The organism is Streptomyces carminius (assembly GCF_002794255.1).
Lineage (GTDB): Bacteria > Actinomycetota > Actinomycetes > Streptomycetales > Streptomycetaceae > Streptomyces > Streptomyces carminius.
On the sequence record NZ_PGGW01000069.1, the window covers coordinates 1 to 22,479 of the forward strand.

20 protein-coding genes and 1 rRNA gene are annotated in these 22,479 nt (G+C 72.8%); 13 read left to right on the forward strand and 8 right to left on the reverse strand.

Annotated features, from left to right (window positions below):
* Positions 1 to 153 precede the first annotated feature (153 nt).
* The 3 genes from rrf (at position 154) to CUT44_RS27105 (ending at position 796) form a co-directional block, all read left to right on the forward strand.
* Positions 154 to 270, forward strand: a 5S ribosomal RNA gene (gene rrf / locus CUT44_RS27100).
* Between the two features lie 98 nt (positions 271 to 368).
* Positions 369 to 494, forward strand: coding sequence for a hypothetical protein (locus tag CUT44_RS34620; protein WP_269846228.1), 126 nt, complete (start codon positions 369 to 371; stop codon positions 492 to 494).
* A gap of 2 nt (positions 495 to 496) precedes the next feature.
* Entirely contained in the window at positions 497 to 796 is a 300-nt protein-coding gene (locus CUT44_RS27105) for a GNAT family N-acetyltransferase (protein ID WP_233221701.1), read from the forward strand.
* On the opposite strand, the gene CUT44_RS27110 is transcribed toward CUT44_RS27105, so the two are convergent.
* Genes CUT44_RS27110 through CUT44_RS27130 form a run of 5 tightly spaced genes read right to left on the reverse strand, consistent with a single transcriptional unit; the run spans position 774 to position 6,325 of the window.
* Entirely contained in the window at positions 774 to 2,084 is a 1,311-nt protein-coding gene (locus CUT44_RS27110; RefSeq protein ID WP_100204615.1) for a DUF58 domain-containing protein, read from the reverse strand. The two genes, CUT44_RS27105 and CUT44_RS27110, sit on opposite strands and share 23 nt — an antisense overlap.
* A gap of 15 nt (positions 2,085 to 2,099) precedes the next feature.
* Positions 2,100 to 3,065, reverse strand: a complete 966-nt coding sequence (locus CUT44_RS27115) for an AAA family ATPase (protein ID WP_100204616.1) — start codon at positions 3,063 to 3,065, stop codon at positions 2,100 to 2,102.
* A complete protein-coding gene (locus CUT44_RS27120; protein ID WP_100204617.1) occupies positions 3,062 to 4,321 on the reverse strand; it encodes a DUF4350 domain-containing protein in 1,260 nt (419 codons plus the stop codon). Before CUT44_RS27120 ends, CUT44_RS27115 begins: the two co-directional genes overlap by 4 nt.
* Positions 4,318 to 5,016, reverse strand: coding sequence for a DUF4129 domain-containing protein (locus CUT44_RS27125; protein WP_233221770.1), 699 nt, complete (start codon positions 5,014 to 5,016; stop codon positions 4,318 to 4,320). Before CUT44_RS27125 ends, CUT44_RS27120 begins: the two co-directional genes overlap by 4 nt.
* 55 nt (positions 5,017 to 5,071) lie before the next feature.
* Complete coding sequence (locus CUT44_RS27130; RefSeq protein ID WP_100204618.1) at positions 5,072 to 6,325, reverse strand: glycerophosphoryl diester phosphodiesterase membrane domain-containing protein; 1,254 nt, start codon at positions 6,323 to 6,325, stop codon at positions 5,072 to 5,074.
* Positions 6,326 to 6,477: 152 nt separating this feature from the next.
* On the opposite strand from CUT44_RS27130, the gene mtnA reads away from it, so the two are divergent.
* The 7 genes from mtnA (at position 6,478) to CUT44_RS27165 (ending at position 15,080) form a co-directional block, all read left to right on the forward strand.
* A complete protein-coding gene (gene mtnA, locus CUT44_RS27135; RefSeq protein WP_100204619.1) occupies positions 6,478 to 7,659 on the forward strand; it encodes an S-methyl-5-thioribose-1-phosphate isomerase in 1,182 nt (393 codons plus the stop codon).
* Positions 7,660 to 7,666: 7 nt separating this feature from the next.
* Positions 7,667 to 8,344 carry a two-component system response regulator MtrA gene (mtrA, locus tag CUT44_RS27140; RefSeq protein ID WP_100204620.1) on the forward strand — a complete coding sequence of 226 codons (678 nt, stop codon included), beginning with the start codon at positions 7,667 to 7,669 and terminating at the stop codon, positions 8,342 to 8,344.
* A gap of 1 nt (position 8,345) precedes the next feature.
* Positions 8,346 to 10,364 carry an MtrAB system histidine kinase MtrB gene (gene mtrB / locus CUT44_RS27145; protein WP_233221702.1) on the forward strand — a complete coding sequence of 673 codons (2,019 nt, stop codon included), beginning with the start codon at positions 8,346 to 8,348 and terminating at the stop codon, positions 10,362 to 10,364.
* Positions 10,342 to 12,255, forward strand: a complete 1,914-nt coding sequence (locus CUT44_RS27150; RefSeq protein WP_100204621.1) for an LpqB family beta-propeller domain-containing protein — start codon at positions 10,342 to 10,344, stop codon at positions 12,253 to 12,255. Before mtrB ends, CUT44_RS27150 begins: the two co-directional genes overlap by 23 nt.
* Positions 12,256 to 12,265: 10 nt before the next feature.
* Positions 12,266 to 13,006 carry a ComF family protein gene (locus CUT44_RS27155; RefSeq protein ID WP_233221703.1) on the forward strand — a complete coding sequence of 247 codons (741 nt, stop codon included), beginning with the start codon at positions 12,266 to 12,268 and terminating at the stop codon, positions 13,004 to 13,006.
* Between the two features lie 439 nt (positions 13,007 to 13,445).
* Complete coding sequence (gene hpf, locus CUT44_RS27160; RefSeq protein ID WP_100204622.1) at positions 13,446 to 14,153, forward strand: ribosome hibernation-promoting factor, HPF/YfiA family; 708 nt, start codon at positions 13,446 to 13,448, stop codon at positions 14,151 to 14,153.
* A gap of 150 nt (positions 14,154 to 14,303) precedes the next feature.
* Positions 14,304 to 15,080 carry a response regulator gene (locus tag CUT44_RS27165; protein ID WP_100204623.1) on the forward strand — a complete coding sequence of 259 codons (777 nt, stop codon included), beginning with the start codon at positions 14,304 to 14,306 and terminating at the stop codon, positions 15,078 to 15,080.
* A gap of 30 nt (positions 15,081 to 15,110) precedes the next feature.
* Here CUT44_RS27165 and CUT44_RS27170 read toward each other — a convergent pair whose 3' ends face one another.
* Entirely contained in the window at positions 15,111 to 16,331 is a 1,221-nt protein-coding gene (locus CUT44_RS27170) for a winged helix-turn-helix domain-containing protein (RefSeq protein ID WP_100204624.1), read from the reverse strand.
* A 55-nt stretch (positions 16,332 to 16,386) separates the two neighbouring features.
* Positions 16,387 to 16,968: a GNAT family N-acetyltransferase gene (locus CUT44_RS27175; RefSeq protein WP_100204625.1), complete on the reverse strand. Its 582-nt coding sequence runs from the start codon at positions 16,966 to 16,968 to the stop codon at positions 16,387 to 16,389.
* A gap of 186 nt (positions 16,969 to 17,154) precedes the next feature.
* On the opposite strand from CUT44_RS27175, the gene secA reads away from it, so the two are divergent.
* Positions 17,155 to 20,019 (forward strand): preprotein translocase subunit SecA, encoded by a 2,865-nt coding sequence (gene secA, locus CUT44_RS27180; protein ID WP_100204626.1) that lies wholly within the window; start codon positions 17,155 to 17,157, stop codon positions 20,017 to 20,019.
* Positions 20,020 to 20,165: 146 nt separating this feature from the next.
* Here the strand turns inward: secA and CUT44_RS27185 are convergent, their stop codons facing one another.
* A complete protein-coding gene (locus tag CUT44_RS27185) occupies positions 20,166 to 20,588 on the reverse strand; it encodes an Rv3235 family protein (RefSeq protein WP_100204627.1) in 423 nt (140 codons plus the stop codon).
* A 301-nt stretch (positions 20,589 to 20,889) separates the two neighbouring features.
* On the opposite strand from CUT44_RS27185, the gene CUT44_RS27190 reads away from it, so the two are divergent.
* Positions 20,890 to 21,411: a DUF6912 family protein gene (locus CUT44_RS27190; RefSeq protein WP_100204628.1), complete on the forward strand. Its 522-nt coding sequence runs from the start codon at positions 20,890 to 20,892 to the stop codon at positions 21,409 to 21,411.
* Between the two features lie 104 nt (positions 21,412 to 21,515).
* Positions 21,516 to 22,190: an HAD family hydrolase gene (locus CUT44_RS27195; RefSeq protein ID WP_100205215.1), complete on the forward strand. Its 675-nt coding sequence runs from the start codon at positions 21,516 to 21,518 to the stop codon at positions 22,188 to 22,190.
* Positions 22,191 to 22,479 lie beyond the last annotated feature (289 nt).

Here is a 22,479-nt window from a genome sequence, read left to right on the forward strand (position 1 = left end):
GGCCAGATATGGAAGCCCTGTGAGGGGTGGAGTTGACTGGTACTAATAGGCCGAGGACTTGTCCATGGCTGCTTGCGTCCACTGTGCGGGTTCTGAGACCGCGACCTGTTCCCCCGTGTTCGGGGGCTGGTTTGATGTGAGGTTTCATCGTGTTTCGGTGGTCATGGCGGAGGGGAAACGCCCGGTTACATTTCGAACCCGGAAGCTAAGCTCTTCAGCGCCGATGGTACTGCATGGGGGACCGTGTGGGAGAGTAGGACGCCGCCGAACAAATCGTGAATGAGGGTCTCGGTCCTCGGGTTTTCGCCCGGGGGCCGGGACCCTTTTCTGCGTTGCATCCCTGTATGCCGCACTGCCAGCATTCCGAGATGACGATGTACGAAGTCAGAATCATGAAGGCCGGGGAGTGGCCGGAACTCAGGGAAGCGAGACTGGAAGCCCTCGCCGATCCCGTGGCGCCCGTGGCGTTCCTCGAACGTTACGCGGAACGCTGACCGTGCTGATCGAGGACGACCGGGCGTATCTGGTCGGTGTTTACACGCAGCCCGAGCACCGCGGAACGGGGCTTGCGGCGCAGCTCTTCGAAGCGGCTGTCGAGTGGTCCTGGGCGCAGTCGGAAGTACGGAACATCCGACTGCACGTGCACAGGGACAACCCCCGGGCAGCGGCGTTCTACCGGCGGCAGGGTTTTCGGGTGATCACCGGGCCCGACCCGGAGAAGCCGGACTGCCCGGAGTACGAGATGGAGCTGGTCCGGCCATCCTGCCGAGGCTTCAGAGACGGCCGGCGGCCTTGAGAGCGAGATAGGCGTCGGCCAGAGCCGGAGCCAGTTCGGTGGGAGTGGCGTCCACGACCGTGACTCCCTGGCGGCGGAGCCGGGCTGCTGTGTGGTGGCGTTCGGTCTGGGCCCGGGCAGCGGCAGCGGCCTCGTAGACGCCGTCGAGCGTCCCCCGTTTTTCTGTCAACTCGGCGATGCGGGGATCGGCGACAGATGCGACCACGACCGTGTGGCGCCGGGTGAGCAGTGGAAGCACCGGCAACAGCCCTTCCTCCACGGGGGCCGGATCGAGGCCGGTGAGCAGGACGACCAGCGAGTGCTGGGGGGCGCCGCGCAGGACGGCCGCGGCCATGCCGTGGGCATCGGACTCGATCAGCGCCGGTTCGAGCGAGGTCATCGCCGAGACCAGGGCGGGCAGCAGGTCATGGGCCGTGCGTCCCTGGACGGTTGCCCGTACCCGGCGGTCATAGGCCAGCAGATCGAAGCGATCGCCGGCGCGGGCCGCGAGGGCGGCTAGCAGCAGGGCGGCGTCCATCGCGGCGTCGAGGCGTGGGACGTCGCCGACCCGGCCGGCCGAGGTGCGGCCGGTGTCGAGGACGGTGAGGATGCGACGGTCGCGCTCCGGCCGCCAGGTGCGGACGGCGACGGCGCTCTGGCGGGCGGTGGCGCGCCAGTCGATGGACCGGGTGTCGTCTCCGGGGATGTACTCGCGGAGGCTGTCGAACTCGGTGCCCTCGCCGCGGGTGAGGACGCTGGTGCGGCCGTCGAGCTCACGGAGGCGGGAGAGCCGTGCGGGCAGGTGTTTGCGGCTGGTGAACGGCGGCAGGGCGCGTACCGTCCAGGGGACGGAGTGGCTGCCCTGGCGGGCGGCGAGACCGAGCGGGCCGTACGAGCGGACGGTGACGCGGGCGGCCCGGTGGTCGCCCCGGCGGGTCGGACGCAGATGTGTGGTGACGCGGCGGCGTTCGGCGGCGGGGACGGTCAGCCGGTGCCGCGAGGCGGCGACTTCGGTGCCCGGAGGCCAGACGCTGGGGGGCCAGGCGTCGCGGAGCCGGGCCCGCAGGGGGCGGCCCGAGGGGTTGGTGACGGTGAGGTGCACTTGGGCGGATTCACCGAGTCGAACTGATGTATCACCGGAACGGGTGAAAAGGAGTTTTCGGACTGGTGCGGCTCGCCCCAGGTCGTACAGAATTGCGAGCAGCAAGGGAAGTTCGACGGCGAGCAGACCGGTCCAGCCGGGCAGCAGGAATCCGACGAGGAGCGCGCCGAGGGCGGCGATGAGGGCTGTTCGTCCGGTGAGGGCCATCGGTCAGGTCACGCCTCAGCGGGGCACGGGGACATGAGTGAGGATGGAGGTAATCACGCTGTCCGCGGTGACTCCCTCCATCTCGGCCTCGGGGCGCAGTTGGACGCGGTGGCGCAGGGTGGGCAGGGCGAGGGCCTTCACATCGTCGGGCGTCACATAGTCGCGTCCGGTGATCCAGGCCCAGGCACGGGCGGTGGACAGCAGGGCGGTGGCGCCGCGGGGCGAGGCGCCGAGAGAGAGCGAGGGGGAGTCACGGGTGGCACGGCAGATATCGACGACATAACCGGCGACCTCGGGAGAGACGGAGGTCTTGGCCACGGCGGTACGGGCCGCCTCGAGGTCGGCGGGGCCGGCGGCGCGCCGTACGCCGGCGGCTTCGAGGTCGCGGGGGTCGAAGCCCTCGGCATGCCGGGTGAGGATTCTGACTTCCTCCTCCCGGGAAGGCAGCGACACCTGGAGCTTCAGCAGGAACCGGTCGAGCTGGGCCTCGGGGAGGGGATAGGTGCCTTCGTATTCGACCGGGTTCTGGGTGGCGATCACCAAGAACGGGTCGGGGAGCCTGCGCGCGGTGCCCTCGACGGAAACCTGGCGTTCCTCCATGGCCTCGAGCAGGGACGCCTGGGTTTTGGGAGGGGTCCGGTTGATCTCGTCGGCGAGGAGAAGGTTGGTGAAGACCGGTCCGGGCTGGAAGGAGAACTGGGAGGTCCGGTTGTCGTAGATGAGCGAGCCGGTCACATCGCTCGGCATGAGATCGGGGGTGAACTGGACACGTTTGGTGTCGAGTTCGAGGGTGGCGGCCAGGGTGCGGACGAGCAGGGTCTTGGCGACGCCGGGGACACCTTCCAGTAGGACGTGTCCGCGGCAGAGCAGGGCGACGACAAGTCCGGTGACGGCGGCGTCCTGACCGACCACGGCTTTGGAGATCTCACCGCGCAGGGCCTCCAGGGCGGTGCGGGCGCTGTCTGGGGAAGGGGCGCTCACGGGGTGCGGTCCTTGTCTCTCGTGGTCGGGGAGATACGGCGTTCCAGGAGGTCGAGTTCGTCGGCCAGCCGGACGAGCGCGCCGTCGTCTGCCGGCGCCGGGCCGAAGAGAAGCGTCCGGACCTGGGTTGCATCGCAGTCGAGACGATCGGCGACGGCGGGGCACAGGGCTTCGGGGACGTGTGCCCGGGAGGCGGGGATCCCGGCGAGGGAGGCCAGCCGGGTGCGGGTGGCGAAGCGCAGTGCGTCCGCGGCGCGGTCGCGGGCGTCTGCCTGGCGGTAGAGCCTGGCGCGGCCCTCGGTGGTCTCGGAGGCCGGGACGACCACGGGCAGCCGTTCCGGTACGAGGGGGCCGAGCCGCCGGGCACGCCACAGGGCGGCGAGGACCGCCGCGACGGCGAGCTGGAGGGCGCCCCATTTCCAGCCCGGGGGGATGAGGCCGAGGAAGTCCTGGTCGCCGCCGTCGGTGGCGGCGGTGTCGTCGAGAGTGGGGAGGTACCAGACCAGATGCGGACGGGAGCCGAGAAGCTGCAGGGCGAGCGAGGCGTTGCCGTGCTCGTCGAGGTGGCTGTTGTACAGCAGGTCCGGGGCGCCGAGCACCACGGTGTCGCCGTTCCCGGAGTCGTCCGGCAGCCGGAGCAGGGTGGGCAGTTCGCCGGTGGGGTAGCAGGCGTCCACGGTGGCGGCGGAGGTGGTGTAGGTGATGCCGCCGAGTTCGGCGCTGCCCGCGCGGCGGGCGTAGGGGGCGTCGCACTCCGGTGGGAGCGATTGCACGGGGGCGGGCTCCACGGCGCGTACGCCCGGGGCGAGGGTGTCCAGGGAGGCGGGGCCGGGGGCGAGCAGTACGGTGCGGCCCTCGCTGCCGGAGGTGGCGGCGCGCAGTGCGGACTGCTGGCGGACGCTGAGCAGATCGGGATTGGTCACCAGCAGTGTGGTGTCGGGTCCCACCGCCGCGACGGCCTCGTCGACGGTGGTGGCGACGGTGGTGCCCACGCCCCGGTCGGCGAGGAGTTCGGCGGTGGCACGGCTGCCGTTGCGGTCGGCGGAGCGCGGGTCGAGCCGGCCGTGCTGCTCGCCGGAGCGTACGGCGGCGATGATCAGCCCGGCGAGCGCCAGAACGGTCAGGGCCGCCAGCAGGCCGCGGGCACGGCTCCACAGCAGGCTCGCGGTGGGCGAGACCGAGGTCGACGGAGCGGTGTCGACGGGCGGGGCGGCGGACGGTGCGGCGGACGGTGCGGTCGGTGGTGCGGTCGTCATGCGGCACCTCCGCCCGGGGCGGCGCCGGCCCGTTCCTCGTCGAGCCGGGGCCTGCTGTGTCGTACGGCCTCGTCCAGATCGCGCAGTCCGAGGTACGCGGCCCGGTCGGCCGGGCGGGCCGCGTATGTGACCTCGTCGAAGGCGAGGGCGGCGGCGCGCAGTGCCGCGGTGTGCCGGGGAAGGACACGGGCCGCCTCGTCGGCGGCCTCGTCGGCGGTGCGGCCGGGACGCGGGTCGAGCAGGGCGCGTTCCTCCAGGGAGCGGACGAGGGCCCGCATCCGCTCCTGGAGGGCCTCGCTCCACTGTCCGGTGGCCGCGTACCGCTCGGCCGCGGCGCGGTGGTCGGCAGCGGTCCGGGGCCGGTCGCCGAAGAGGTCACCGTGGCCGTCCGTCCGGGAGCCCCGGCGCAGCGGACCCAGCCGCAGCCGCAGGGCCACGAGCAGCAGCACGGCGAGCAGCGCGACGGCCAGGAGGCCGACCCAGCCGCCGGGGGCCGCTCCCGCGGTCAGGGCCAGGAGGTCGCCGATCCGCTCCCACACCCAGTCGAACAGGCGCCACAGCAGGCCCGGGTCGTCCTCCTGGTACACCGGTTTGGACAGTTCGTCCTCCGCGGCCTCGCGTGCCGGGAGGCGGGGGACCGTCACCGGCGGCCCGTCCCCGGGGCCGGCCGGATCGCCCGGGGTGCCGGAGCGCATGGCGGACAGGGACTCCCGCGCTGCCGTGCTCCTCTCCGTGTCCCCCGTCATCACATCAGGTCCCGGGGGCGTTGCCGGGGACGCCGCCACTGGGCTGCTGCCCGTGGCCGGGAACTCCCGCGGCGCGGGCGAGCTCCAGGTCGAGGGCCTCGCGGCGGATGCGCTGGTCCATGTAGAGGAGAGCGGTGACGCCCGCGCTGAGCGGGAGGGTGACGGTGGAGGAGAGCACCGCCCCGATACCGATGACGGTCAGGTAGGTCCAGGACATCTCGGCGGTCGTTCCGGTCAGGAAGCTGTCCAGGCCGTCCCCGCTGAGCACGGGGGCCAGGAAGGAGGCGGGAAGCTCGATGATCATGCCGATGATGAAGACCAGGACGAGAGTGAGGAGCTGGATGCCGAAGATCCGCCACCAGGAGTTCCGCACCAGCTTGGCGGAACGGCGCAGGGCGGCGATCACGCCCTGGCGTTCCAGCATCAGCGCCGGTGCGGAGAGGCAGTAGCGGACCCACAGCCAGACGGCGACGAGAATGCCCGCGAAGCCGCCGAGGAGGCCGAGAACCGTGCCGCCCGCCGTCGAGCCCGAGAAGGCGAGCAGGACGCCGGGAAGGGTGCCCAGTACGATCGCACCGGTCACGACGAGCCCCACCAACAGCGTCAGGCCGAGCAGCCGCAGCAGCTGCGGCCGGGAGTCCCGCCACGCCTCTCCCAGGGAGACGGGGCGGCCCAGGACGGCCCGGCTGACCACCACGGTGAGCATCGCGGTCGCGAGGACCGTGCCGATCAGTGTGGCCAGCATCCCGACACCCAGGGTGCTCAGCATGCCGTTGAGGGCTTCCCGCAGGTCGTCCATGGTGGGCTCGGTCTTGGTCTCCAGGGCCTGGAGACCGCTGTTGTCCCGCAGCCAGACACCGGTGGCGACGGTGGACGCGAGCTGGATCATGACCGCGACGCCGAGCGCGATGCCCAGGACGGTGCGCCAGTGGGCGCGCGCGGTGGAGATGGCCCCGTCCAGGATCTCGCCGACCCCCAGGGGGCGGAGCGGGATGACACCGGGCTTGGCGGCGGGCGGCTGGTTCCACTGGTCCCAGCCCGGCTGTCCGCCCCAGCCCGGCTGCCCCGGCGGCGGGGGAGGAGCCGCGCCCCACCCCTGCGGCGCGGCGGGCGGCTGCTGTCCGGGTGCTCCGGCACCGGGTGCCTTGCCGACGGGTGGCCGCCCGTCGGCGCCGCCACCGGATGCGCCGTCACCGGAGGAAGGGGGAGGATCGGAGGGGGAGGATCCGGGCGAGGCCCAGCCCGGAGAGTCACTCACTGCAGTTCACCTCGTGTTCTCGCGGCCCGGCCGTGGGATGTGCGACTGGTGGTTCGGCAGCCATCGTGCCATGGGGCGCGCCGGAATGGAGCGGGCCCTCCGGGTCCCGGGTGCCTTCGACTGACGGCTGGATGAAGGGGCAGACTGTTCGAATGGTTGACCAGAGTGAGGACCGATCCACGGTATTGGCCCACGACGACGTGCCGCTCCCCGTTCCCGCACTGCGCTGGGAGGAACCCCCCGAAGGGCCGGTGCTGGTGTTGATCGACCAGACCCGGCTGCCGGCCGAGGAGGTCGAGCTCGTCTGCACGGACGTGCCCGCCCTGGTGGAGGCGATCCGCTCGCTCGCGGTGCGGGGCGCTCCGCTGCTGGGACTGGCGGGCGCGTACGGGGTCGCGCTGGCCGCCGCCCGTGGCTACGACGTGACCGACGCCGCCGAACAGCTCGCGCACGCCCGGCCGACGGCGGCCAATCTCGCCCACGGGGTGCGCCGGGCCGAGCGGGCCTTCCGCGCGGCCGTCGACGGTGGGGCGGAGTACGAGGAGGCGGCCGCCGTGACGCTCGCCGAGGCCCGGGCGCTGCACCGGGAGGACGCCGAGGCGAGTGAGCGGATGGCCGGACACGGGCTGGCGCTGCTGGGCGAGCTGCTGCCGGGCGGTGGTTACCGCGTCCTCACGCACTGCAACACCGGGACGCTGGTCTCCGGCGGCGGTGGCACCGCGTTCGGGGTGGTACGGGCGGTGCACCGCGCCGGGGAACTGCGCAGGCTGTGGGTGGACGAGACCCGGCCGCTGCTTCAGGGGGCGCGGCTGACGGCGTACGAGGCGGCCCGGGAGGGCATGGCGTACACGCTGCTCACGGACAGCGCGGCCGGCTCGCTGTTCGCGGCGGGCGAGGTCGACGCGGTGCTGGTCGGTGCCGACCGGATCGCCGCGGACGGCTCGGTGGCGAACAAGGTGGGCACCTATCCACTGGCCGTACTGGCCCGCTACCACCATGTGCCGTTCGTCGTCGTGGCGCCGCTGACCACGGTGGACCTGACGACGGCCGACGGCGGTTCGATCGAGTTGGAGCAGCGGCCCGGCCACGAGGTCACGGAGTTCGCGGCGCCCTCCGCGCCGGGTGCCGGCGCCGAGGCGGGCAGCGGTATCCCGGTGGCCCCGCTGGGTGCCCAGGCATACAACCCGGCTTTCGACGTCACCCCGGCGGAGCTGATCACGGCGGTCGTCACCGAGCGCGGCGTGATCTCGCCGGTCACCGGTGACGCGCTGGCGGAGCTGTGCGCGGCCGCACCGCCGCCCTCGGGGGAACCACTGCCGGGCGATGGGAGATGATGGGGGCATGAAGGGACGTGTCCTGGTCGTCGACGACGACACCGCACTGGCAGAGATGCTCGGCATCGTGCTGCGCGGCGAAGGCTTCGAACCGTCGTTCGTGTCGGACGGCGACAAGGCCCTCGCAGCCTTCCGCGAGACCAAGCCCGACCTTGTCCTGCTCGACCTGATGCTGCCCGGACGGGACGGCATCGAGGTGTGCAGGCTGATACGTGCCGAGTCCGGGGTGCCGGTCGTCATGCTGACGGCCAAGAGCGACACCGTCGACGTGGTGGTGGGCCTGGAGTCCGGGGCCGACGACTACATCGTCAAGCCGTTCAAGCCGAAGGAACTGGTGGCCCGGATCCGGGCGCGGCTGCGCCGCTCGGAGGAGCCCGCACCCGAGCAGCTCACCATCGGTGACCTGGTCATCGACGTGGCAGGGCACTCCGTGAAGCGGGACGGGCAGTCGATCGCGCTGACCCCGCTGGAGTTCGACCTGCTGGTGGCCCTCGCCCGCAAGCCGTGGCAGGTCTTCACCCGTGAGGTGCTGCTGGAGCAGGTGTGGGGATACCGCCACGCGGCGGACACCCGGCTGGTCAACGTCCATGTGCAGCGGCTGCGCTCCAAGGTCGAGAAGGACCCGGAGCGGCCGGAGATCGTGGTGACCGTACGCGGTGTGGGGTACAAGGCCGGGCCCGGCTGAGATGCGGCGCGGTGGTGGCTTCCTCCCCGGCGGCCTGCTGTCCGAGGGGGCGACGGGCAGCCGGGCGCACCCCGTGTTCCGGATGTTCGTCCGCTGGGTGCGCCGTCCGCTGCTGCCCGGGGTGCGGCTGTGGCGGCGCAACATCCAGCTCCGAGTGGTGGCCACCACCCTGCTGATGTCGCTCGCCGTGGTCCTGCTGCTCGGCCTGGTGGTGATCGGGCAGGTCCGCTACGGCCTGCTGGAGGCCAAGCAGCAGGCCGCGCAGAGCCAGGCCGCCGGGGGCTTCGCGGTGGCCGAGCAGATGGCCGACACCGCGGCCGACGGCGGACCCGAGGGCGAGTCCGGGAGCGGCCCCCGGGGGGTCCAGGACACCGGTACCTGGCTGACCAACCTGGTGACGCAGCTCGCCAGCGGCGGGCAGGGCGTCTACTACCTGGTGGCGCTCAGTTCCGAGGAGGAGGCGAGCACCTTCGGTGCGGGCGGGGGCACCGGCGCACACGGGCCGCGGGCCTCCGGCAAGGTGCTGCCCGAGGACAGCGTCTCGCTGCGGCTGCGCCAGGCGCTGGACGAGAACCCGGACACCCACAGGCAGTACGGCAGGGTCGTGCTGGCCGACGGCCGGACCGAGGCCGCGCTGGTCATAGGCAAGCGGCTCAGCGATCCCAACGGCGACCCGTACCAGCTGTACTACCTCTTCCCGTTCAGTCAGGAGGAGAAGTCCCTCAGCCTCGTCAAGGGCACCCTCGCCACCGCCGGGGTCTTCGTGGTGGTACTGCTGGGGGCCATCGCCTGGCTGGTGGTGCGCCAGGTCGTCACCCCGGTCAGGATGGCCGCCCGGATCTCCGAGCGGCTGGCCGCCGGACGCCTCCAGGAGCGGATGAAGGTCGCCGGCGAGGACGACATCGCGCGGCTGGGCGAGTCGTTCAACAAGATGGCCAGAAACCTCCAGATGAAGATCCAGCAGTTGGAGGAGCTGTCCCGGATGCAGCGCCGGTTCGTCTCGGACGTCTCGCACGAGCTGCGCACCCCGCTCACCACGGTGCGGATGGCCGCGGACGTCATCCACGAGGCGCGGGACGAGTTCGACCCGGTGACGGCCCGCTCCGCCGAGCTGCTGCTGGGCCAGCTGGACCGCTTCGAGTCGCTTCTGGCGGATCTGCTGGAGATCAGCCGCTTCGACGCCGGGGCCGCCGCGCTGGAGGCCGAGCCGACCGATCTGCGCGACGTGGTCAAGCGCGTCATCGAGGGTGCCGAGCCGCTCGCCGAGCACAAGGGCAGCCGTATCCGGGTGCGGGGGGACGAGCGGCCGGTGGTCGCGGAGGCCGACGCCCGCCGTATCGAGCGTGTGCTGCGCAACCTCGTGGTCAACGCCGTCGAGCACGGTGAGGGCCGCGACATCGTGGTCCGTCTCGCCGCGGGCGGCGGAGCGGTGGCCGTCGCCGTGCGCGACTACGGGGTCGGGCTCAGGACCGGTGAGGCGGCCAGGGTCTTCGACCGCTTCTGGCGGGCCGATCCCGCCCGGGCCCGTACCACCGGCGGCACCGGGCTGGGTCTGTCCATCGCCGTCGAGGACGCCCGCCTGCACGGCGGCTGGCTGCAGGCCTGGGGCGAACCGGGCGGCGGCTCGCAGTTCCGGCTGACCATCCCGCAGACCGCGGGCGGGACGCTGCGCGGCTCGCCCATCCCGCTGGAGCCCGCCGACTCCCGCCGCCGGCGGGAGCTGGAACGGGTGCCGGCGGACGGGCCCGGTCCGGCCGCGCTCCCGCCTGCCCGCCCGCCCGGGGAGGGCGGGCAGGCCCCGCTCGGTCCGGGGGACGGCGAGGCGGGAGCACGGTCCGGGCTTCCGGAGCACGGGAACGGCCCGGAGCACGGGAACGGCCCGGAGCACGGGAACGGCCCGGACGGTGGTCCCCGGCACGGCTCGGGGAACGGCTCCGGGCATGCCCCCGGCCACGGCCCCCGGGTACGGACACGGACGACGGAGGAGCGGCGACACCATGGCGACCGGCACGGTGACTGAGCGCACCCGCACGGCGGGCGGGCGCCCCCGCCCGGAGCGTCCGGCCCGCCGGGCGCTGCGCAGGACGGGGGCGGCGGCCGGCGCGGCCGCCCTGCTGCTCGCCGGCTGCGCGTCGATGCCCGACGAGGGAGAGGTACGCCGGGTCAACCCCTCGCTGCGTGCCGACGCCGACTCGCAGGTGCGGGTGTTCGGGGTGAGCCCGCGGAAGGACGCGCCGCCCGCGCAGATCGTCCGCGGCTTCCTGGAGGCCACGACGAGCGAGGAGCCGGACTTCAGTACCGCACGCGAGTACCTGACCGGCCGGGCGGCGGAGAGCTGGGACCCCTTCGCCCGCACGACGGTGCTCGACGGCGCGCCCGGCGTCCTCTCTCCGGGCGGTGCCGCCACCGGCCGGGAGAGCACCGGTCACACGATGGAGGTCACCGGCTCCACCGTCGCCGTGGTGGACGGCGAGCACGCGTACCGTCCCGCCGAGGGCACGTACCGGGAGACGTTCCAGCTCGCGCGGGTAAACGGGCAGTGGCGCATCGACCGGCTGCCGGACGGGCTGGTGGTGGCCGAGTCCGACTTCCAGCGCATCTACCAGCCGGTCAACATCTACCACTACGCGAGCCTGGGCCCGGACACCGGCGCGGTGACGCGCGGCAGGGACGTGCTGGTCGCCGACCCGGTGTACGTGCGCCGCCGGATAGACCCGGTGACCGAGACGGTCAGGACGCTGCTGGACGGCCCGACCGGCTGGCTGGCCCCGGTGGTCGACTCGGCGTTCCCCGCCGATGTCCGGCTCCCCGACGGGACGCGGCTCTCCCCGGACGACTCCGGCACCCTGACCGTGCCGCTGACCAGGGGGAAGGCGGACGAGCAGGAGCGGCCGATCCGGGTGGACCGCGCCCAGTGCGAGCGGATGGCGGCGCAGCTGCTGCACACCGTGGACGGCCAGCTCGCGAGCAAGATCGGCCGTGTCCGGCTGACCCTGGGCGAAGGTGGCGAGGAGCTGTGCGCCCAGACCGGTGAGGAGGCGCAGGGGTACACGCCGGGGCGGCTGAACGGCGATCTGGACCACCGCCAGTACTTCATCGACTCCGCGAACCGGCTGGCCATGGTGGTGGGGGGAGCGGGGAGCACCACCCCGGTGCCCGGGCCCTTCAGCGCCGGACCGGCCGGAATGCGGGCGGTCTCGGTGAGCCGGGACGAGGAGCGCGGCGCGGGGGTCTCCCTGGACGGCCGCTCGCTGTACGTCGCCCCCCTCGCGTCCGGTGTCGCCCTGGGGGAGTCGGTTCTGACCAGCGAGGCGGAGCGGGAGGGGGACAGGCTGACGGCACCGAGCTGGGACGGGCTCGGCGATCTGTGGGTGGCCGACCGGAATCCGGCGAACCCCCGGCTGCTGCGGTTGCGCGGCGGCCAGGAGGATCCGGAGGAGGTCGAGGTGACGGGGCTCGGCGACGGACGGATCGAGGCCCTGCGGGTCTCCTCGGACGGGGTGCGGATAGCGCTGCTGATCAGCGTGGACGGCCGTACGACGCTGCAGCTCGGACGCGTCGAGCGGCAGGATGTGGGCGGCGGTCTGTCCGGGACCGCCGTGACCGGCCTGCGGCCGGTCGCCCCGCGGATGGAGGACGTGGTGGACGCCTCCTGGGCGGGTGACAGCCGGCTGGTGGTCGTCGGCCGGGAGTCCGCCGGCGTGCAGCAACTGCGCTACACGGCGACGGACGGCTCACCGGTGAGTCCGGCCACGCTGCCGGGGCTCAACGAGGTGACCGGGGTGGCGGCCTCGGAGAACGAGGAGGAGCCGCTGCTGGCCGACACCAAGGAGGGCATCGCCCGGCTCGCGCGCGACGGCGAGTGGGAACTGGTCACCGAGGAGGGGTCGACTCCCGCCTACCCGGGGTAGGTGTTCCGGCATGTACGGCGTGCGGGAGTGGTGGCGGGACATGGCCGGTGAGCTGGCCGGGCTGGTGCTGCCGGCCGACTGCGCGGGCTGCGGGCTGCCGCGCACCGGTCTGTGCGGGCGGTGCGCCGGGCTGCTGCACGGGGCCCGTGCCGCGGTACGGCGGGTGCGGCCGCACCCGCCGCCCCCGGGGCTGCCCGCGGTGTACGCGGCCCTGCCCTACGCCGACGAGGCGCGGGCCGTGCTGCTGGCGCACAAGGAGCGCGGCGCGCTGCGGCTGGCCGCGCCGCTGGGGAGCGTACTGGCCGCGTCCGTACGGGCGGCGGCGGACGCGGCGGCAGCGGCGGGCCGCCCGGGGCCGCCCGTGACGGACGCGGAGCCGCTGCTGCTGGTGCCGGTGCCGTCCGCGCGCCGGGCGGTGGCGGCGCGCGGCCACGATCCGGTGCGGCGGATCGCCCTGGCGGCGGCCGGGGAGCTCAGACGCGGCGGACGGCCCGCGCGGGTGCTCGCGGTGCTGCGGCAGCGGCGGTCCGTGGCCGACCAGGCCGGGCTGACCGCCCGGCAGCGGGCGGCCAATCTGGCGGGGGCGCTGGAAGTCCCGGCCGGGGCCGGGCGGTTGGCGGCGGAGGGCCCGGTGGTCGTGGTGGACGACCTGGTGACCACCGGAGCCTCACTGGCGGAGGCGGCGCGGGCGCTGTCCGCGGCGGGCGGCCGGGTGGTCGGTGCGGCCGTGGTCGCGGCCGCGGAACGGTGAGCGCCCGCGCCGGCCGGGCGCGTACCCGGGGAGCGGGCACGGCGGGAGGCGGCGGGCCGTGCCGGAGCGGTGCCGGAGCCGTGCCGGAGCGGAGGTGGAGCCGTGCTGGAGCGGAGGTGAACGCGATGGCACACCCGATCGTAGGTAAGTGTCGGCAGGGGGTGCCGGGCGTCCGCCAGGAGAGGTACGTTCGGTTGTGAGGAATGGCGATTGCCGTTCCCTATGACGGGTCATGTGCGCTATAAGGCGTTTGACCGGCTTTGCTGGCCATCCCCGCGGAAAAGGGGGTGGAGGTCTCCCCGGCGGGGGAGGAGGAGGTGAAAGTCGCAACCCGACGTAGCGCCGGACGGTGACCGGAAATGACCGCACCATCCGGACTCAGTGCACAAAGGGCGTGCTCCGCCACGGAGCGCGGAGCAGCCCGGGAACGGAGTTCTGCGTGGACATCGTCGTCAAGGGCCGCAAGACAGAGGTACCGGAGCGGTTCCGCAAGCACGTGGTCGACAAGCTCAAGCTGGACAAGATCCAGAAGATCGACGCCAAGGTGATCCGCCTCGACGTCGAGGTGTCCAAGGAGCACAACCCCCGCCAGGCCGACCGTTCCGACCGGGTGGAGATCACACTGCGCTCCCGGGGCCCGGTCATCCGCGCCGAGGCGGCGGCGGCCGATCCGTACGCAGCGCTGGACCTCGCCACGGAGAAGCTGGAGACGAGGCTGCGCAAACAGCACGACAAGCGGGTCTGCGCACGACGCGGGAACGGGCACGGCCGGGTTCCGGCACACGAGGTGGCCATGACCGTTCCGAACGCGGCGCGCGTCGGGGACGACGGCCGCCTGGAGGGCCGGACGGCGGTGGACGAGGAGTGGCAGCCGCCCACCACCCGGGTCGGACCCCTGGAGGTGCAGGGCGAGGGGCCGCTGGTCGTCCGGGAGAAGACCCACGCGGCGGCGCCGATGTCGCTGGACCAGGCCCTCTACGAGATGGAACTGGTCGGGCACGACTTCTACCTGTTCGTCGACTCCGAGAGCAAGCTGCCGAGCGTCGTCTACCGGCGGCACGGCTATGACTACGGCGTCATCCGCCTGGAGCCCGACCCGTTCGTCGAGGAGCCCCCGCACGGTGCCGGAGGTTCTCTCGGCGGCTGAGAACGACCGCTGACCCGCGGACCGGCCCCGCCCCCCGCCGATCGAGAGGATTCGGCGGGGGGCGGGGCATGGAATCATGGCGTCACCTCCAACCGGCGTCCTGCACCGACCGGTTGGTGCCGCGTTGCCTTGGCTGCAGGGGGAGGAACGATGGCGGACAGCTTCGGGCCCGTGACGTCCGGCGCGCACCACGGCGGCCGCGGCGCCGCCCCCGCGGACGAGCGGGAACACGAGCCGTACGGGGAACACGGGCCGCGCAGGGAGCCCGAGCCCATCCGGGTCCTGGTGGTCGACGACCACGCCCTCTTCCGGCGCGGTCTGGAGATCGTCCTCGCGCAGGAGGAGGACATCGAGGTCGTCGGCGAGGCGGGGGACGGTGCCGAGGCCGTGGAGAAGGCCGCGGACCTGCTCCCCGACATCGTCCTGATGGACGTGCGGATGCCCCGGCGGGGCGGCATCGAGGCCTGCACCTCGATCAAGGAGGTGGCCCCCAGTGCGAAGATCATCATGTTGACGATCAGTGACGAGGAGGCCGACCTCTACGACGCGATCAAGGCGGGGGCCACCGGCTACCTGCTCAAGGAGATCTCCACCGACGAGGTCTCCACCGCGATCCGCGCCGTCGCCGACGGGCAGTCCCAGATCAGTCCGTCGATGGCGGCGAAACTGCTGACCGAGTTCAAGTCGATGATCCAGCGCACCGACGAGAAGCGGCTGGTGCCCGCGCCCCGGCTGACCGACCGGGAGCTGGAGGTGCTCAAGCTCGTCGCCACCGGCATGAACAACCGGGACATCGCCAAGGAACTCTTCATCAGCGAGAACACCGTGAAGAACCATGTCCGCAACATCCTGGAGAAGCTCCAGCTGCACTCCCGGATGGAGGCCGTGGTCTACGCGATGCGGGAGAAGATCCTCGAGATCAGATGAGACCGGACGTCCGGACCGCCGGACGGGGCGTCAGACGCCGCCCCGGGCGAGCGCGGCGGTGAGTGCCGCCGCCGACTCCGGGTCCTCGCAGCGCTCCACGCGGACCGCCTCGCAGCCCACCCAGTCCGCCGCCTCCCACAGCGCCCGCGCCATCGGCTCCACCGCTCCGCGTCCGGCCATCGACACCTGCCGGGCCACCAGTGTCCGGCCCTCGCGCGCCGGATCGACCCGGCCCAGCAGCCGCCCGCCGGCCAGCAGCGGCATCGCGAAGTAGCCGTGTATCCGCCGGGCCCGGGGGACGTACGCCTCCAGCCGGTGGGTGAAGCCGAAGATCCGCTCGGTGCGCCTGCGGTCCCAGATCAGCGAGTCGAACGGCGACAGCAGCGTGGTGCGGTGCCGCTCCCGGCGAGCCGCGGATTCCGCCTCCAGCGCCGCCGGGTCCGCCCAGGCGGGCCTGCCCCAGCCCTCGACCTCCACCGGCACCAGGCCCGTCCCGGCCACCACCGCGTCGACCTGCCCGCCCTTCAGCCGGTGGTAGTCGGCCAGGTCCGCCCGGGTGGCCACGCCCATCGCCGCCCCCGCCTGGGCGACCAGCCGCCGCAGGCACTCGTGGTCGTCCAGGTCGTCGTGGTGCAGCTCGCCGGGGACGGCCCGCTCGGCCAGGTCGTACACCCGCTTCCAGCCGCGCCGCTCGGTGCAGACCACCTCGCCGGTGTCGAGCAGCCACTCCACCGCGATCTTCGTCTCGGACCAGTCGTACCACTCGCCGCCGTTCTTGGCGCCGCCCAGCTCGGTGGCGGTCAGCGGCCCCTCGGCCCGCAGGCGCTCCCGGACGGTGGCGCAGGAGCGCCCGGAGTCCTCCATGCGGTGCCAGCGGTGGCCCCGGGCCCGGTACGCCCGGCGGCGGAAGGCGAAATGGGGCCACTCCTCGACGGGCAGGACGCAGGCGGCGTGCGACCAGTACTCGAAGGCGCGCCCCCCACTCCAGTACGCCGCCTCCACGGCCGGGCGGCCGACCGCGCCCAGCCGCGCGTACGGCACCAGCTCGTGGGAGCGGGCCAGGACCGAGATGGTGTCCAGCTGTACGGCGCCCAGCCGCCGCAGCACCCCCCGCACACCGGCCCGGCGGTCGGGCGCGCCCAGCAGGCCCTGCGCGCGCAGGGCGATCCGGCGGGCCTCGGCGGCGGAGAGGGAGAGCACGGCTCCGGAGCCGACGGCGGCGGTGTCGGTGTCGGTGTCGGTGGTGGTCATGGTCCGACGATAGAGGCCGCCACCGACAGCGGGCGGAGGCTCCGGGAGCGACGGGTCACGGCGCCGGCAGGTACGGGGTGGCCGCCGGGCGGCCCCAGTCCGACGGCAGCAGCGATCCCGCCCACGCGTCCCGCAGGGTCCCCCGGTGCGCTATCCGCGCCCGCAGGGTCCCCTCCATGACGAACCCCAGCCGCAGCGCGACCGCCCGCGAGCCGTCGTTGCCGGTCTCCGCGTACCACTCCAGGCGCTCCACGCCCAGCGTCCCGAAGGCCCAGTCGGCCACCGCGCGCCCGGCCTCCGCGGTGTAGCCGCGGCGGCGCTGCTCCTTGGCGGTCCAGTAACCCAGCTCGGCCTGGTGCTCGGGGGTGCGCAGCCGGTCGAGCCGTACCAGCCCCATCGAGCCGACCAGCTCCCCGTCCCGGTCGAACACGCCGAAGTTGTACGCGGTGTCCTCGCGCCAGCCCGCCGGGGCGAGGCTCAGCACGAACTCCTGCGCGTGCCGCCGCTCGTACGGCTCGGGGACCGCGGTCCAGCGCAGGATGTCCGGGTCCTGGCAGGCCGCGTGGACCGCCGGGACGTCCCGCGGTTCGAAGGGACGCAGCAGCAGGCGTTCGGTGCTGAGGGTTACAGGTCGCATGGGAGGAATTGTGCCGGTCGTCCGATCGGGCGGATGCGGCACCATCCGAGTCTCCGGCACGTTGGGGGTACTGGGGCCCGGTGCCCCTCGCATACGATGGCCGGTGCGGCAGGCCCGGGGAAGACGGGTCCGCCGTGCCCGCGCACCAGACCCGTGCCAGGCCCGACCGCCAAGGAGCCAGCCCAAGTGTCCGTCTTCGGCAAGATCATGCGTGCAGGTGAAGGCAAGATCCTGCGCAAGCTGCACCGCATCGCGGACCAGGTGTCGTCGATCGAGGAGGACTTCGTCGACCTCTCCGACGCCGAGCTGCGGGCGCTCACGGACGAGTACAAGGAGCGCCTCGTGGACGGCGAGAGCCTCGACGACCTGCTGCCCGAGGCCTTCGCCACGGTCCGCGAGGCCGCCAAGCGCGTGCTCGGACAGCGTCACTACGACGTGCAGCTCATGGGTGGCGCCGCGCTGCACATGGGTTATGTCGCCGAGATGAAGACCGGTGAGGGAAAGACGCTCGTCGGCACCCTGCCGGCGTACCTCAACGCCCTCTCGGGCAAGGGCGTCCACCTGATCACGGTCAACGACTACCTGGCCCAGCGCGACTCGGACATGATGGGCCGGGTCCACAAGTTCCTCGGTCTGACGGTCGGCTGCATCGTCGCCAACATGACCCCGGCGCAGCGCCGCGAGCAGTATGCCTGCGACATCACCTACGGCACCAACAACGAGTTCGGCTTCGACTACCTGCGCGACAACATGGCGTGGTCGAAGGACGAGCTGGTCCAGCGCGGCCACAACTTCGCGATCGTCGACGAGGTCGACTCCATCCTGGTCGACGAGGCCCGGACGCCGCTGATCATCTCCGGTCCGGCCGACCGGGCCACCAAGTGGTACGCCGACTTCGCCAAGCTGGTGCGGAAGCTGGACGGCGTGCTCGTCCAGGAGGAGATGTACAGCAGGCCCGACGAGAAGCTGAAGCTGGAGAAGCTCCGCGCCACGCACGACTACGAGTACAACCCGAAGAAGCGCACGGTCGCGATCCTGGACCGGGGTGTGGAGCGGATCGAGGACCTGCTCGGTATCGACAACTTCTACGAGGCGACCAACACCCCGCTCATCGGCTACCTCAACAACGCCCTGAAGGCGAAGGAGCTCTACAAGCGGGACAAGGACTACGTCGTCCTGGACGGCGAAGTCATGATCGTCGACGAGCACACCGGCCGTATCCTCGCGGGCCGCCGCTACAACGAGGGCATGCACCAGGCGATCGAGGCGAAGGAGGGGGTGGAGATCAAGGACGAGAACCAGACGCTCGCCACGATCACCCTCCAGAACTTCTTCCGCCTCTACGGCAAGCTGTCGGGCATGACCGGTACGGCCATGACCGAGGCCGCCGAGTTCCAGCAGATCTACAAGCTGGGCGTGGTCCCGATCCCGACCCACCGCCCGATGGTCCGCGCGGACCAGTCCGACCTGATCTACCGCACCGAGGTGGCGAAGTTCGACGCGGTCGTCGACGACATCGCCGAGCGGCACGAGAAGGGCCAGCCGGTCCTGGTGGGCACCACCTCGGTCGAGAAGTCCGAGTACCTGTCGCAGCAGCTGACGAAGCGCGGTGTGCCGCACGAGGTGCTCAACGCCAAGAACCACGCGCGTGAGGCCGTGATCGTCGCCCAGGCGGGCCGGAAGGGCGCCGTGACGGTCGCCACGAACATGGCCGGCCGCGGTACGGACATCATGCTCGGCGGCAACCCCAACAACATCGCCGAGGCGGAGCTGCGGGACAAGGGCCTGGACCCGGTGGAGAACGCCGAGGAGTGGGCGGCCGCCCTGCCCGCCGCCATGGAGCGGGCCGAGCGTGCGGTGGCAGCCGAGCACGACGAGGTCGTCGGGCTCGGGGGCCTGTACGTGCTGGGCACCGAGCGGCACGAGTCCCGCCGTATCGACAACCAGCTGCGCGGCCGTTCCGGCCGTCAGGGCGACCCGGGCGAGTCCCGCTTCTACCTCTCCCTCGGCGACGACCTGATGCGGCTGTTCAAGGCGCAGATGGTCGAGCGCGTGATGGCCATGGCCAACGTGCCCGACGACGTCCCGATCGAGAACAAGATGGTCACCCGGGCCATCGCCTCGGCGCAGTCCCAGGTCGAGCAGCAGAACTTCGAGATCCGCAAGAACGTCCTGAAGTACGACGAGGTCCTCAACCGGCAGCGCGAGGTCATCTACGGCGAGCGCCGCCGCGTCCTGGAGGGCGAGGACCTGCACGAGCAGATCATCCACTTCATGGACGACACCATCGAGGCCTACGTCGAGGCCGAGACCTCCGAGGGCTTCGCGGAGGAGTGGGACCTGGACCGGCTGTGGAGCGCCTTCAAGCAGCTCTACCCGGTGACGGCCACCATCGAGGACCTGGAGGAGGCCGCCGGGGGCCGGGACGCCGTCACGGCGGACTACATCCTGGAGACCATCAAGGACGACATCCACGAGCAGTACGAGGAGCGCGAGAAGCAGCTCGGCTCGGAGATCATGCGGGAGCTGGAGCGCCGGGTGGTCCTCTCGGTCCTCGACCGCAAGTGGCGTGAGCACCTCTACGAGATGGACTACCTCCAGGAGGGCATCGGCCTGCGGGCCATGGCGCAGCGCGACCCGCTGGTGGAGTACCAGCGCGAGGGCTTCGACATGTTCGTGGCGATGATGGACGGCATCAAGGAGGAGTCCGTCGGCTACCTGTTCAACCTGGAGGTCCAGGTCGAGCAGCGGGTCGAGGAGGTGCCGGTCGAGGAGGCCGAGCCCGTCCCGATGGGGAAGGCGCCGCAGGAGGAGGCTCCCGCCGGGGTCGGGGCCGGAGGCCGTCCGGCGATCCGGGCCAAGGGCCTGGAGGCGCCGCAGCGCCCGGACCGGCTGCACTTCTCCGCTCCGACGGTGGACGGCGAGGGCGGGGTCGTCGAGGGCGACTTCGACAACGGTGACGGCGGGCCGGTCCGCTCGCCCGCGGACGGCATGACGCGCGCCGAGCGCCGCCGGGCCCAGAAGGAGAAGGGCCGCCGCCGCAAGAAGTGAGGCACCGGCCGCCGGGCGCGGCGGCCGGCCGGTCCCCGGGGCCGGGCATCCGTGACGGATGCCCGGCCCCGGGGCTTTCGCCGTACCCGTGCGCCCTGTGTCCGTGCGCCCCGTACCCGCGGCGGCCGGTGCCGGGCGGCCGGGGCTCAGGGCACGGTGTCGAGTTCGACGGCGGAGCACATCCAGCGCTGGTCGCGGACCCGTTCCAGCCGGAAGGCGAGGGCGCGGAGCCGGTCGCCGACGGCGATGCGGGCGAACGCCTCGACCGCGCCGGGACGGGGCTGGGACCAGCCGACCTGCCGCACCACGGGAGCCGGTCCGCCCCCCGGGGCGGGCCGCAGCGGGGTGTGCGGGGCGAGCCGGGTCAGCTGCTCGTACGCCTCGTCGCGGGCGTGGCCGAGCAGCAGGTGGACCGGTCGCTGGCCGCTGAGGACGAGCACCAGCCGGTGGGCGAACCAGTAGTGCGGGAGCCGGTCGCGTTCACGCCGCCGGGCGGCGAGTACGGCGGAGGAGGCGGGCCGTCCGGGGTCCCGGCGGCCGGGTGGTGCGGTGCGGTTGGTGGTCGGCATGGTCTTTCCCCGTTTTCCGGTCGGCTTTCCCGCCGCAGCTTGTTTACTGACGGGTAACTTCCGCTTCGGTTCTACTGGTGCGGCCCCGAAGAGGCAACGTGCGGCGACACGTGGAAACAGGCCCGGCGTCTTTCACCTATCCGGTGGACGTGCTTGCGCGAGTTGCCGCCGCACGCCGCTGACCTGCGGCGTGGTACCGGGACGGCGTGGAGCGGCGGAGTGGAGCCATGAGCGCCGGGCGCCCCGCGCCCGCCGTATGCTGACGGGGCACCCGGACCGGCCTCACACGAAAGCGGTAGCGATGCGCGTCTACGTCCCCCTGACTCCGGCCGCCCTCGCGGACGCGCACCGCAGGGGCGAGCTGGGCCCCGGGCCGCTGACGGCCTACGCGGTCACCCCCGGACTGCGCGAGTGGTACCTCTCCGGCGACCTGGAGGAGCTGGAGTACGCCGCGCTCGGCCGGGCCGCGCAGGCCTCCCTGCGGCTGCTGGCCGTCGATCCGGCGGCTCCGCGGCGCCGGGTCGTGGTGGCGGTGGACGTCCCCGACCGCGAGGCGGTCGCCGATCCGGACCGCGGCCTGGACCCGGCCGCGCTCGGCGAGGTGCGGATCGGGCGGTCCGTGCCGCTGGCGAAGGCCGCCGCCGTGCACGCCGACGGGGCGGACGCCGAGGCGGCCGTGGCCGCGGCGGCCGCCGCGCTGGGCGCCGCCGACCAGGGCGACGAGGACGCCCGGTTCACCGTGGACGGCGCGGACGACCACGAACTGCTGTGGTACGCCACCCAGGAGATCGAGAACGTCCTGGCTGAGCTGAGCAAGGGCTGAGCCGGGCTGAGCAAGGGCTGAGCCGGGCTGAGCCCGGTCATGGCCCCGGTCCCGCCGCGGTCCGTCCTACCCGGCTGTCACCGGTATCCCCTACCGTCATGGGCATGGACCCGGAGACCCGCGGAGCCCACATCGTGTGGGACTGGAACGGCACGCTGCTGCACGACATCGAGGCGGTCGTCGCGGCCACCAACGCGTCGCTCGCCGAGCTCGGTCTGCCGCCCCTCACCCTGGCCCGCTACCAGGAGCTGTACTGCGTGCCGGTGACGCGCTTCTACGAGCGGCTGATGGGGCGGCTGCCGACGGCCGAGGAGTGGGCCGGGATGGACGAGGTCTTCCACCGGCACTACTTCGACCGTGTCGAGCGGGTGGGGCTCACCGAGGGCGCCGCGGAACTGCTGGCCGCGCGGCGGGCGGCCGGGCTGACCCAGTCGCTGTGCTCCCTGGCCCGGCACGAGCACCTGGTGCCGCTGGTGCGCCGCCACGGCATCGAGGAGCACTTCGTCCGGGTGGACGGCAGCGCCGACGGGAACGTCCGGGGCAAGGCCCGGCAGATGGCGGCGCACGTGGCGGCGCTGGGCGGCTTCGACCCGCGCCGCACCGTGGTGGTCGGCGACGCGCTGGACGACGCCGTCGCGGCCGCCCGGGTGGGCGTACGGGCCGTGCTGTACACCGGCGGCGCGCACAGCCGGGCCGGCCTGGCGGTGGCCGGGGTGCCGGTGGTGGACACCCTCGCCGAGGCCGTCGAGGTGGCCGAGGAGCTGGTCGCGGAGGGCTGAACGCGACGGACGGAGCACCTCCGGCGACTCCGCGGCGTCACCGGTCGCGACGAGGACGGCGGGTGCGGTCCCGTCCGTCTCCTGTGGGACGCTCGCGGTGTCCCCGGTGCGCTCCGTCCTGTTCTCCGGCATGGGCGGCCCCCCGGCCGGAACGTCTTCCTTCCGACGTCCTCCTCCGGCGGCGTGTTGCCAAGAGGGTGCCGGAGGAGGCCCGGGGAAGACGGAAGGAGGGCCCGGCGGAGAGGAGGACGAGAAGGGCGGGGTGCCCGCCCCGTTTCGTTATACGTAT